We start from the raw sequence: 12337 nt of genomic DNA, 5'->3' as shown, positions 1-12337 counted from the left end.
AATTGACGTCGCAGCACTTCGAACAGCTCTTGCCGGCCCGCGGCAACCATCGGCTGCAGAGTCCTGGCTACTTGTGTCCACCGCGCGCCCGCAGCTCGGTCTGTCGTCAGATTGTGTCAGGCAAGACCTCTCGCCTGAACCATGTCCGTTCCCAAGTGCAAACCTGGGGCGCACAACCTCGCAGCAACACGGAGAATTTCACCGGCCCGCCAGCGCCAAGATCCGCTTTCCGCAAAGGGCTGCATCACCCCTCTGGGGAAAGCCCGGCGTTGCCGCCGGAGGTTTATCGGGGATCGCGTCACCGGTAGCGTTCCAGCACCCGATCCCGAATCACTTCGGGATCGAGGCCAGAGAGCGCGCAGCACGCGTAGTACGAGAAGGCGTTCGAGCAATCCCACGGGGACAGCAGCCAGTCGAGGATCTCCACCCGTGTGGCGGCGCAGACCCTCGAATCGAACAGAGCGCGCAGCGACTTGTGCAGCAGGCGCCTGTGGAGCCTGACGAGGTCATCGTCAGCCCACGGGTAACCTTCGTCAGGTGCCTCTGCTCGCTGTGCACGGACCGACGCCTTTCGTCGTGGGCTCGGGCCATCGGCCCTGGATAGAGACACCGCGATCGCTTTCTCGCGGGGCGCTCATTTCGCTACGCCGACAATCGCACTGGCCGGTGAAGCCGTGTCGGTCAACACTGCCTTACGGCTGCGATAGGCGCGAAGCAACTGCTCAAGATCGCCGTCGTCGGCGGCGTCTTCAGCCTTGGCGTAGCGTTCGTCGAGGTCATCAACGGATGCGGCCTGGCTGATGCTGGTGAGGAGCACATGGAGCGGCGGGTTGCCGCCTTCACGACCGGACTTCTGGTCGCCCGCCCCCGCCTCGTTACTCTTCGATTCACTTGATTCGTCGTCGATGATCGGAGCCCAGGAGCCGTCGATCGCCTCGGCCATCCCGATGTTCTGGGTCTTACCGCGTTCGTTGAGTTCGTCCATGGCCAGTGCCATGGCCAGCTCCGGCGATTTCGGTAGCAGATTGCACAGGCGGCGAATGGCCGTCTTGAGGCCCATCGGGACGAAATGCGTGTCCCAGGGACTCTCTTTTCGGTTCTTCTTCGCCATCTGGTACCCGCGGGAGTGGTCACGTACCCACTCGACCTGCTCCTTCGACAAGGCGTGGAAGGTGCGTGAGCCATCCGTGAACACCGCGACTGCGTAGAAACCGGCGATCGCTCCGCGCTCGTCGTCGGACGCCGGAAAGCCGTTCTTCTTCAACGGCTCGTGCATCAAGGAACGGTTGAGGCCCAGGACGATGTCGAACTTGTCGTTGATCCGCACTTCGTGCGCATAGATGTCCTGCACGCTGCCGCTGTTGCGCGCGAGTTTCACGAGCCCCTGATAGCCGGGAATCAACTGGCACTGGCTACCGAAGGCGACGAGATGCGCTTCGCCCATCAGGCCGATTTGCAGACCGAGCTGACAAGACTGGATGACCGCCGCGACGACACTGCGTGGCTCCACTTCAGACAGCTTCGGATTCATGCGAAACGCAGTCAGTGCGATCCGCGCCATGCGCTCCGCACTGAGATGCTTGGGCAGAGCGCGGGCGATTTCGCCCTTGAGCTGTTCGAGCATCGCTGGAAAAGACACCACGCTGGTCGTATTCCCCTGGCGGGCGCTCTGGATGTTACGCAAGGTTTGAGACATGGTTTCCTCCAAATACAAATGGCGGAGACACCATGCCTCCCGGAGCGGGGACTGGTCTCCCCGCCGGGGTTGATAAACTAAAAATAGCCGCCGATCAGGCGGCGTCGAACTCGAAGGCGTCGGCGTTGGCAGCCCAACGCGGTAGCGAGATCAATTCGATCTCACCCCCGGGCTGGTAAGCCGGCCAGCTGCCAGAATCCTGGCACCACTTCAGAAGCTGCAGTGCTGCCCGGTACTTCTTGCGACCGACCTCGATGATTTCGGGGTCAGCCCGGTAAAGCGCCACGGCATGGGGTGCCTCCTTCTCGACGGCGACAAAGAGAAAGGGCAGCTCCGTGCCGGTCACGGCTTTCATTCCATCGACGTAGAACGCCGCTTGAATGTCGTAGCCGAGGTTGGCGATGGCGCGAGAAAAGCCCCGACTGCTGGCATCGACACAGCTCTTGAGATCGACCACGGCCGTCCCGTTGAACCAGTCCGGACGACAGCGACAGGGGATCCCGGTGAGCGGGTCTGTCCAGAACGCCGACAGCTCGGCTTCTCCTTGCTTGAACAGGCGGGCCGCCCCCTCGTGCGCGTGAACGGCGGCGCGCACTCGGGTCAATGTCGCCAGGTCGTCGGAAGTGATCAGGGTTTTGCCCTGATTCTCTTGCTCGAAGCGGGCGGCGGCTTCCTTGCCTTCCTTGGTGCGGCGATCAAACTTCTCGACCACTGCGAACTCTTCGGAAAAACGATCCGGTTCGAGGACGTGGGTGTGAACCGCGGTACCAAACGCCATCGCCGGCGTGGGTGGCGACGGATGATCGAGGGCTTCGCGCAGATGCGCGGGGCTCTTGAGCAGTTTGATGATTCCCGAATGGCCGATCGATTGATCCGCGTGGTATTGCTTGGCCGGCATGCGCAGCAGGCCAGGATGTTTGACGTCCATGGTGCCTCCAGAAGAAAAAAAGCCGGAGTCACCTGCCCCTTCCGGAGATGGCCTCCCCGGCTGGGTGGATGAAAATGCTGTTTGTTTCGTGCGGCCAGCTACCGCGACTTGCTCGGGCGAAGAATCGCTCGATCAAAGGCTGCTTTCCGGAGGGCGCTTTGGAAACGCACTCGGGAAAGCCCCGGCAAGCCGGGGCGTGGTTCAGTTCGCTGCTTGTTCTTGCTTCGAGAGGATCAGAGCCCGTCGGAGCAGCCGGCGGGTTTCCGGGTCGGTGCGCCCTGCCTGGAGTCTCTGGTGGAGATCGCAAGCACGCGCCATCGACAGCGCCGAAAAAAGCCGAACGAGAAGCGGGTTGGATTGCACGACTTGATCGTGTGCGGGGTCGAAAGCCATCTTCAGAGCCCCAGCGCGCGAATGATCGGACGGCTGATGATCCAGCCGGTGATGCAGCAAGAAAGAAGAACGAGTGCCATGAGATGCCTCCATTAAGAAATAAAGGGCATCCCTCCCCTGATGCGGAGGCGATGCCCCGCAGGGGGATGAGCGTTCAGGCGATCACTTCAAACGAAGCCTCACCGCTCTTGGCGGGATCGATGTCGATCCCGGTCCGGCGCTGGTAAGCCGGTCGGTCGTATTGCTGCCAAAGGGTGCTCGTGACCTTCACCGGTTCGGACGCTGCCGTCGCTTCGGGTCTACGGTTCAACAAGCTCTTGAGGCCCTGTGCTGAGCAACGGAGAAACGACAGAAGCAAGTGAAGCCCTGCCAGCATGGCGAGGACGAGAATGACACGTTCCATGAGCGAACCTCCTGAGGTAGAGGACGGTCGGCTCCCGGCCCGGGAGAATGACCGCCCGGTGGGGAAAAAACGTGACGACCGACTTAGAACGGCTCCATGGCCGGCACTTCGTCGACGGCTGCACTGCTTGCCTGATCAGACGAAACCGTGTCGGAACGACGCGGGACGGAACCCGATGCTTTGGCGTCCTTCGCCGATGGACGAGCGCCGAGCATCTGCATTTCGCTGCCGATGATCTCGACAACGTAGCGATCCTGACCTGCGCTGTCCTGCCACTTGCGGGTCTGGATGCGACCTTCGACGTAGATCGGAGAGCCCTTCCTGAGGTACTCGCCGACGACTTCAGCTGTACGGTTGAAGAAGACCACTCGGTGCCATTCGGTGGTCTCCTTGCGTTCACCAGACGACTTGTCCTTGCTGATCTCCGTGGTCGCGATCCGGATGGTGGCGATCGCTTCTCGGTTCTGGGTGTAGCGAACCTCGGGGTCGGCGCCGAGATGGCCGATGAGGGTGACTCTGTTCAACGAGGGCATATGGCCTCCTGACAAGAAAGGCAGGGACGCCGCCGTATCCTGACGGGGCTACCCCGCCGGGGGTTGGAGAGAATGCTGTTTATGAAGAAGGCCAGCTACCTTCACTTCGATCGTCATAGACGGAACGAGAGATGGCTGAATTCTCTGCCGCCACGGTCCTCGCAGGAGTTTGAAATGCGGCGCTTCTGGGCGCTTTTCGAAGGTCGCGCTCGCAGTGCAAGCGATACGCTGGGCTTGATCGACACTCCGGGAGACGGCAGATGGCACAGCGACAGAGGAACGATTCGACGCACATTCCATCGGTCCGGCAGGACAACAGCCGGCCCTTCCTGACGCAGAAGGCCTTGCTCAATTCACTGCACGCGCAGCAGATCTTCGACCGTGGCTACGAGATGTGCGCCAACGCGCTGTTCTCGTTGAGCGTGGTCCTGCGATTCATCGGCAGCGAAGAGCAGGCGCAGGAAGTCGATGCCTTGGTCGACACTCAGATCGACCAGACACTGGCGGAGATTCGCAAGGAGTCGCTGCGGCTGAAGGAAGTTGCCGAGGGGAACGGCATCGAAACTGCGATCGGCTACACCAGTGCCAAGACCATCGATGTGCAGATCACCTCGCCGCGCTCGATCAGGTACCTGGCGATCATCCGCGAGTTCGACGGGATGATGGCCCACCTGGATGCGCTGTGGCTGTCATGCGTCATCACCGACAGCCAGTACGCGCGCGGGGTCTATGAATGGAAGCGGCGAATTCTTCGTCTGGCCGGACAGATCCGGCAGCTCGCTACGCGTGCGGTGCTGGCGGCACGGCGGAAGGAAACGGCGAGCGAGACGGTGGCTGACGCGAGCGAGGGTCCGGTGGTGGACGCTGACGAGCTGGCGATAGAAGTCGCGACTGAAAAGCTCGCCGAAAGAGACTGAAGGAACGGACGCGGTTTTGGGAAAGAGGGCTAATACGGCTGAACGTGGCCTCTTTGCTGGTGATCAGCGCAATGATCGCCGCCGCCGTCGACATCACCGCGGATTGGCTGGACCAGGCCGAGAAACGTGTAATCCGCTTCGCGATCAAATCGCTCCGACCGGAGCCTCTGTCCTCCGCCCGTCCCGGTAAGCACGGCAATCCTCTCAACTTAGCATAAATGCATAGTTCCGACCGCGGCTTGAATGCTGCCCATTTTCAGTAAGTATTCGGTGAACCCGTAGCCCCGGTTTTTTTGGTGGGCGAGCTTCCGTCAGCGATTGGCGGGCAGCCCGGAGATCTGAACTGGACACAGCAGCGGAAATCCGGCACCATGCGGCGCATGGGCACGGCTACGGACATTATCTGCGGAGGATCGGCGGCAAGTCACCGCCAAGTGGCGCCGTTCGCCGAGGTGTTGGTGACGTTGACCAAGGAGCAGGAAATCAAGCTCCGTTGGGAGGCCAACTTCTGGCGCAGCCAACATCGGCAAGCGCTGGTCCGTTTGACGGAATCGGAGGCCGCTCATCGGGTGGAAATGGCGCGTGCGGCGGAGCAAGCGGCGGCGCGTGCGGCGGAGCAAGCGGCGGCGCGTGAGGCGGCCTTGCGTAGCGAGCTCGAGCAGGCCCAGGGCCGGATCCGCGATCTGCAAAAACGCCTGTTTGGTCGCAAGTCAGAACGCTCTTCGGGAGCCGAGAAGAACCCGGCAGCAGACCAGAAGTCGTCGCGGGGTCGAGGTCATCAACCGGGAGCAACGGGTCACGGGCGGAATCCGGAAAGCCACTTGCCGACGCAGATCGAGGTCATCGACATCGACTGCCCGCATTGCCCGGACTGTGGTCTGAGCTACGTCGACTTTCCCGGCACAGAAGACAGTGAAGTTCTCGAGATCGAGGTCAAAGCCTACCGCCGGAAGATCTGCCGGCGGCGCTACCGGCGGACCTGTCAGTGCCCGGGCGCCCGCGGCATTCTGACCGCGCCACCGCCGGCACGATTGATCCCGCGTGGAAAGTACGGCGTGTCGATTTGGGTGCACTTGCTGCTGTCGAAGTTCTTGTACGGCCAGCCGACGCATCGGCTTCTACGAGACTGGTCCGACCACCAACTGAGGCTTTCGGCAGGAACGGTGGCCGGCGGACTTCGTGCCTTGGCACCGCTGTTCGAGCCGCTTGAAGAAGCACTGCTTGGCCGACTGCGTCGCGAGAAACAGTGGCACGCGGACGAGACTCGCTGGCGGGTTTTTGCCGAGACCGAAGGGAAGGTCGGACATCGCTGGTATTTCTGGGTGTTCCACGGCCCATCGGTCATCCACTTCGTGCTCGACCCGAGCCGCTCGGCGGCGGTGCCGATCCGGGAACTCTCCGGTAGCGCCGGAGGCGTCATCATCTGTGATCGCTACGCGGGCTACAAGAAACTCGCGCGAGTCCTTGACCACTTCGTTCTGGCCTTCTGCTGGGCACATCAGCGGCGTGACTTCCTGGAACTGGCCAACGCCCATCCGGAACTCGCGGACTGGGCACTGGCCTGGGTTGAGCAGATCGCTCAGCTCTACCACTTGAATGGACGGCGCCTGGAAGTCCGTAGCGACCCCGTACAGTGGGCCGAACGCGACCGCCTCTTGCGGCAGGCGATCGTGCAGATGGCCAGTCAGCGCGAACGCGAACTGGCAAACCCGGCGCTCAAAATGCCGGCGAGCAAGGTGCTGCGAAGCATGCACAAGCATTGGTCCGGCTTGACCGTGTTTGTCGACCGCCCCGAGGTGGCGATGGACAATAATGCCGCCGAACGCGCCCAGCGTACGCCGGTGGTCGCACGCAAGAACTTCTATGGGTCGGGTAGTCACTGGTCCGGCGCTCTCGCCGCGACGATGTTCAGCCTGCTGCTGACGCTGCGCTTGTGGAAAATCAACCCGCGCATCTGGCTGACGGCTTATCTGGAAGCCTGCGCCGCCAACGGCAACCAGCCGCCAGCGGACTTGAGCGCCTTTCTGCCCTGGGCGATGGCGACCGATCGTCTGGCCCAGATGCGTGCCATCCCGGTCAATCAGACACCTTCCATCGATAGCTCGTGAAGCCTTATTGCGGGCGCCACTTTACCGCCGACGAACTGCAGACGATCCGCGGCCTGATCGAGGCCCCTCCCGGCGCCAGCCGCGCACAACTCTCGCGTCAGGTGTGCGAGCTCTTCGACTGGCGCAAGCCCAATGGTGAGCTGAAGGATATGACCTGCCGGGTGGCCATGCTGCGCATGCAAGCCGACGGCCTGCTCACCCTGCCGGCTGCACGACGGACCGCTCCTCGCCAACCCGAGTATCGGCCCACGCACGCCACCGATCCACAACCCTTGCTCACTCAGCCGGTGCATGAACTGCCGCCTCTCTCGGTGCGACAGGTCGTCGGTTCCGCGAACTCGCGTCTGTGGAACGAGTACATCGCTCGTTACCACTATCTCGGCCACACGCCCATGGCCGGCAGTCAGAGCCGATACTTCGTCTTCGCCGGCGAGACACTCGTCGCCTTGCTCAGCTTCGCCGCCAGCGCCTGGAAACTCGCCGCGCGCGAGCAATTCATCGGTTGGCACGATGAGCAGCGACAAAGGAACCTGCAACTGGTGGTGAACAATGCCCGCTTTCTGATCCTGCCCTGGATCCAGTGCAAGGGCCTGGCCTCCAAGATCCTCTCGCTCATGCAGCGGCAACTGCCCAAGGACTGGCTGGCGCGCTACGGTTACCGCCCCGTGCTGCTCGAAACCTTCGTCGAGACCCCCCGCCATCGCGGCACCTGCTACCAGGCCGCCAACTGGATCAAGGTCGGCCAAACCGCCGGCCGAGGCAAGAAGTGCCCCACCAGCAAGCCCATCCTCCCGATCAAGGATATCTGGCTCTATCCCCTTCACAGAGCCTTCCGATCAATCCTCTGCCGCTAACCGGCCTCGCCAACGGCGCTGGCTCACTACGGGTTGGCCGAATACTTACCATTTTCATTGCATAATTGCGCTGTAACGTATTGTTTATAAAGGGTAATTGTATGACGCCCTTCATATGCTAAAGTAATTAACGGGCTTGCCAACTATCTGTTTTCACAGGAATTATTGGAAAACGCCCGTCTCAAGCCGAAGTATTTCACCCGCAACCGCACGCTCAGCTTCCCAACCGTCCTGACTTTCTTGCTGTCGGGCGTACAGGGTGCGGTCCAAGGTGAACTGGACCAGTTCTTTGCCAACCTGAGAAATCGTGCGGACTCGGTGCGCTTGGTGAGCGCCCAGGCTTTCTGCAAGGCGCGCTACAAGATCGGTGCTTTGGTGTTCGGTGACGTCAATCAGAAGTTGATGGCCCTGGTCGAAGAGCATCTGCCGGTGCCGCGATGGCAGGGTCTGCGGATAGTGGCTAGCGATACCGCGGCGGTCCGGCTGACGACGATGAAAGACGGGGTACGGTCGATCGTTACCGGTGCGGCGTTTGGCCTGTACTTGCCAGGAATTGAGATGTTCCTTCACTTCGCGTTGCAGCATGGCGCGTGTGACGAGCGCCAGATGCTCTTCGAGGTGATCGAGCGGCTGCAGGTCGACGACCTGCTGGTCCTTGACCGCGGCTTTCCTTGCCGCTGGCTGGCGGCAGCACTGACCGCACGCGGGATTCCTTTCTGTATTCGCTGTGACATGTCCCGTGGATTCAAGGTGGTACGTGAGTTCATGCGCTCGGGGCAGAGCGAGCAGTTGGTGATCCTGCGTGCGCCGAGCGCGCGCGATGCGCAGGACTACGAGTGCCCGGCGACGCCGACAACGGTTCGCCTGGTGCGGGTGATCACGCCGAACGGGCGGCAACATGTGGTGATGACTTCGCTGCTCGACGCCGTCGCGTTCCCGACGGCCGTCTTCGGTGCTTTGTACCACGGCCGTTGGCGGATCGAAGAAGCATTTCGCCGGCTCAAGCATCGCTTGGGACTCGAACATACCTCCGGCTTGTCCTGGCAAGCGGCCAATCAGGACTTCGGTGCCAAGGCCGTCTTCGACAACCTCAATGCCCTGGCTGCCTACGTCGCCACCGACGCGCATCTGGACCCCGATTCGCCATGGAAGATCAACCGTACCTTGGCGATCGACAAGATCAAGCGCCAGATCGGCCGATGGTTGCTCGCCGCCGGTGCGACGACGCGGCGATTGAAGCCCCTCATTCACGAGATCGCCGCCAACCTCCAGAAGTTTGTCGCCGGCCGCTCCAAACCTCGACCGCCGCAGCGAAAACCGCATCGGTATCACGCCTACAAGCCGGTATGACGAAATGCTAAGTTGAGAGGATTGGTAAGCACGGGGAGGCCGGAGCCCTCAGCCGATCACACTGCCGTCGCTATGGCCACGACCGCCGGCCCCGTCTTCAATCTGTCCAGATAGTCGGCCCATTGCTCCATCATTACCCGTCTCTCTTTCAAGAACCTTGTACGGTTGTAGGCGGTGCCCAAAGCGTCAGGTACCGAATGGGCAAGCTGATGTTCAATGACTTCGGGTTTGATGAGTAATTCCTCGTGGAGGATCGTCCGCGCCATCGCCCGAAAACCATGCCCCGTGATCTCGGTTCTGGTGTCGTACCCCATCCTCCGCAAGGCGGCATTAATCGCAGCGTCGCTCATTGCCTTCTGCGGATCCCGTCCCGGAAAAACGTATCGTCCGCGCCCGGTCAGAGCGCGCAGTTCACGCAGAATCGCCACGGATTGAGGCACAAGTGGAACAAGGTGCTCAGTCTTGGTTTTCGTTACCAGATAACGCCATTCACCCTTGTCCAAGTCGAACCCCGACCATTCTGCCCGGCGCAACTCGCCAGGGCGAACGAACAACATGGGGGCGAGCAGCAAAGCGCTCTTGACCACGAATGTCCCCCGGAAAGCGTCGATCGCCCGCATGAGCGCAGCAACCTCCGTTGGCGTCGTGATGGCCGCGAAGTGTTCAGCCTTTGGGGCTGGTATTGCGCCCCTCAGATCTGGGCAAGGGTCGCGTTCAGCACGGCCGGTGGCGATCGCGTATCGGAATGCCCGACTGATTTCGCTGCGCACTCGATGCGCTGTGTAGCGCGCACCGCGTTCGTCGATTCGGCGTAACACGCTGAGCACGTCGGGAGCTGTAATCTCGGAAGTTGCCTTCGCCCCCAACCAAGGGAAGACGTCGTTCTCCATCCGTGCCAACGTTTTGACGTGCTGTGCGGGTTCCACTGTGCCTTTGCGTTGATCAAGCCATTCGCGGCACAGGACCTCGAAGGTGTTTACTGACCGTTCCACCCGCGCAGCTTTTTGCGCCCTCCGAGTCACGCCGGGGTCAACGTCGTTGGCCAAGAGCTTCCGTGCTGCGTCCCGACGTTCCCTGGCATCCTTCAAGCTCACATCGGGGTATACCCCCAAGGACAGCCGCTTCTCTTTTCCATCAAACCGATATTTCAACCGCCACAGCTTCCCACCGCTGGGTGCGATTTCCACGTACAGCCCGCCACCGTCAAACATTCGAACAGGTTTGTCGCTTGGCTTGGCGTTGCGAAGGGTGACGTCCGTTAGGGGCATGGGGGCATCCTTGATCTGCCAAAAGCAATATGCCCCCGATTGTGCCCCCAAAAGATTCCGGATTGCAATAGACAGACCGGGTCTTTCGTGGACAAAGAAAAGCAAAACTCCTTGTATTTAATAGAGTATTTGCCATATCTTGGATTGCTTTGGACTGTTCTTTGGTGCCCAGGAAGGGAATCGAACCCCCACACCTTGCGGCGGCAGGACCTAAACCTGCTGCGTCTACCAATTTCGCCACCTGGGCACTAGCGCGCACAGCGCTGAACACACTGAACACGTCGTCGAGGGCTCGGTCGGCACGCCGACTGCCCTGCGCCAGAGCGGCATTCTACTCGCGACAGCCCTATACTGTCAGCTGCCAAATGCTCATGACTCATCGACGCCCGCCGGCCGACGAAAACCATGCGCCTTGCTCGCCCAGGCGGCCAGCGATCGATCGCCCAACTCCTCCTCTCACTCTTACCCGTCGCTCGCCTGCGCGATCAAGCTCCTCGGCAACTCCACGATGCCTGTCGACCATTACGAAAATTTCCCTGTTGCATCGTTCCTGCTGCCGCGACGCTTGCGCCGACCGATCGAGAGCATCTATCGTTTTGCCCGCGGTGCCGACGACATCGCCGACGAAGGCCAGATCAGCGATGCGCTGCGCCTGCAGGGCCTGGACGTTTACCGCGCCGAGCTGGCGCGCATCGAGGCCGGCGAAGTTCCGGCGACGCCCGCCTTCCAGGAGTTGGCACACGTCATCGAAGAGTGGCGCTTGCCGCTGCAGCTCTTCCGCGACCTGCTCGACGCGTTTTCGCAGGACGTCGTCAAGAAGCGCTACGCCGACTACCCGGAGCTGCTCGACTACTGTCGGCGCTCGGCCAATCCGGTTGGCCGCCTGCTGGTGCACCTCGTCGACCGTGCCAGCGAAGACAATCTGCGCCGCTCGGACTGCATCTGCACGGCCCTGCAACTGGTCAATTTCTGGCAGGACATCGCCATCGACTGGCAGAAGGAGCGGGTCTATCTGCCACAAGGCGACCTGCAGCGCTTTGCCGTTGCCGAGCAGCAGATTGCCGCCGGCCGCAGCAACGCCGAGTGGACCGAACTGCTCGCCTTCCAGACCGAGCGGACGCGCGCCCTGATGATCGAAGGCGCGCCGCTGGTCCATCAGCTGCCGGGCCGGATGGGCTGGGAAATTCGCTTGACGGTCCAGGGTGGCCTGCGCATCCTGGAGAGGATTCGCCACGTTCGCGGCGACGTCTTCACGCAGCGGCCGCAGCTCGGCGCGGGCGACTGGCTGCGCATCGGCCAACGCGCACTGTTCATGTGAGCCCGCCGGATACGTCCATTCGGCCAAGCCATGTCAACGTCACTGCCTTAACGCTCATGACCTGTCGAGACACCCCCGCATCATGAAAACCACGACTATTTCCCGCAACAGCGAGCGTTCTCCCGTATCCGGCGAACGGCGATTGCTGCGTCGCCGACGCGACTTGCAGGCCAGGGCGTGAGTAGCGAGCCCGCCGGCGAGCTGTTCGTCTGGTCGATGATCGTCGGCATCGGCGTCGCCACCTTCCTGATCCGCTTCGCGCCGATCGCCCTGCTGTCGCGCTTCGAACTGCCGGCATGGCTCAAGCGGGCCTTGCGCTACGTACCGCCGGCGGTGATGGCGGCGATCATTGGCCCGCCGTTGTTTTTTGCCAGTGGCGCGCCTACCATGAACGCGGACCTGCCACGCATCGCTGCTGCCACGCTGGCGGCGGTGGTCGCCTGGCGAACACGCAGCACCTTGTGGACCGTCGTTTCCGGCATGCTCGCGCTGTGGGGCCTGCAAGCCGTGCTCACCTGACGGTGATGACCACACCGCAAGCAACCGATCAACTCACCCACTTACCGATA

General features: G+C 61.8%; 11 protein-coding genes and 1 tRNA gene. 6 read left to right on the top strand and 6 right to left on the bottom strand.

The genetic code is table 11. The features are described 5' to 3' along the window. Nucleotides 1–634: 634 nt before the first annotated feature. From QZ656_RS17940 to ssb, 4 genes are all read right to left on the bottom strand, one after another. Complete coding sequence (locus QZ656_RS17940) at nt 635–1696, bottom strand: recombinase RecT (RefSeq protein ID WP_291994667.1); 1062 nt, start codon at nt 1694–1696, stop codon at nt 635–637. A 94-nt stretch (nt 1697–1790) separates the two neighbouring features. Further along, nucleotides 1791–2624, bottom strand: coding sequence for a PD-(D/E)XK nuclease-like domain-containing protein (locus QZ656_RS17935; protein ID WP_291994086.1), 834 nt, complete (start codon nt 2622–2624; stop codon nt 1791–1793). Between the two features lie 547 nt (nt 2625–3171). Next, nucleotides 3172–3420 (bottom strand): hypothetical protein, encoded by a 249-nt coding sequence (locus QZ656_RS17930; RefSeq protein ID WP_291994666.1) that lies wholly within the window; start codon nt 3418–3420, stop codon nt 3172–3174. A gap of 83 nt (nt 3421–3503) precedes the next feature. Beyond that, nucleotides 3504–3953: a single-stranded DNA-binding protein gene (ssb, locus tag QZ656_RS17925; protein ID WP_291994665.1), complete on the bottom strand. Its 450-nt coding sequence runs from the start codon at nt 3951–3953 to the stop codon at nt 3504–3506. Between the two features lie 260 nt (nt 3954–4213). On the opposite strand from ssb, the gene QZ656_RS17920 reads away from it, so the two are divergent. The 4 genes from QZ656_RS17920 (at nt 4214) to QZ656_RS17905 (ending at nt 9182) form a co-directional block, all read left to right on the top strand. Further along, the gene (locus QZ656_RS17920; protein ID WP_291994664.1) at nt 4214–4870 is read left to right on the top strand and encodes a hypothetical protein; all 657 of its coding nucleotides are present in this window, start codon (nt 4214–4216) and stop codon (nt 4868–4870) included. A gap of 371 nt (nt 4871–5241) precedes the next feature. Next, nucleotides 5242–6978: an IS66 family transposase gene (locus QZ656_RS17915; RefSeq protein ID WP_291994663.1), complete on the top strand. Its 1737-nt coding sequence runs from the start codon at nt 5242–5244 to the stop codon at nt 6976–6978. After that, nucleotides 6975–7832 (top strand): DUF4338 domain-containing protein, encoded by an 858-nt coding sequence (locus QZ656_RS17910; RefSeq protein WP_291991652.1) that lies wholly within the window; start codon nt 6975–6977, stop codon nt 7830–7832. The genes QZ656_RS17915 and QZ656_RS17910 overlap by 4 nt, the downstream gene beginning before the upstream one ends. Nucleotides 7833–7958: 126 nt before the next feature. Further along, entirely contained in the window at nt 7959–9182 is a 1224-nt protein-coding gene (locus QZ656_RS17905) for an IS4 family transposase (protein ID WP_366522193.1), read from the top strand. 56 nt (nt 9183–9238) lie between these two features. On the opposite strand, the gene QZ656_RS17900 is transcribed toward QZ656_RS17905, so the two are convergent. Both QZ656_RS17900 and QZ656_RS17895 read right to left on the bottom strand, forming a co-directional pair. Beyond that, entirely contained in the window at nt 9239–10450 is a 1212-nt protein-coding gene (locus QZ656_RS17900) for an integrase arm-type DNA-binding domain-containing protein (RefSeq protein ID WP_291994662.1), read from the bottom strand. A gap of 162 nt (nt 10451–10612) precedes the next feature. Beyond that, a tRNA-Leu gene (locus tag QZ656_RS17895) sits at nt 10613–10697 on the bottom strand. Nucleotides 10698–10958: 261 nt separating this feature from the next. Between QZ656_RS17895 and hpnC the strand changes: the two genes are divergently transcribed. Together hpnC and QZ656_RS17885 are read left to right on the top strand one after the other, a co-directional pair. Next, nucleotides 10959–11768, top strand: a complete 810-nt coding sequence (gene hpnC, locus QZ656_RS17890; protein WP_291994661.1) for a squalene synthase HpnC — start codon at nt 10959–10961, stop codon at nt 11766–11768. 177 nt (nt 11769–11945) lie between these two features. Continuing rightward, complete coding sequence (locus QZ656_RS17885; RefSeq protein WP_291994660.1) at nt 11946–12287, top strand: AzlD domain-containing protein; 342 nt, start codon at nt 11946–11948, stop codon at nt 12285–12287. Nucleotides 12288–12337 lie beyond the last annotated feature (50 nt).

It is taken from the genome of Candidatus Accumulibacter sp. ACC003, assembly GCF_907163085.1.
GTDB lineage: Bacteria > Pseudomonadota > Gammaproteobacteria > Burkholderiales > Rhodocyclaceae > Accumulibacter.
The sequence above is the reverse complement of the archived record's forward strand: the minus strand, read 5'-3'. Positions and strand labels throughout refer to the sequence as shown.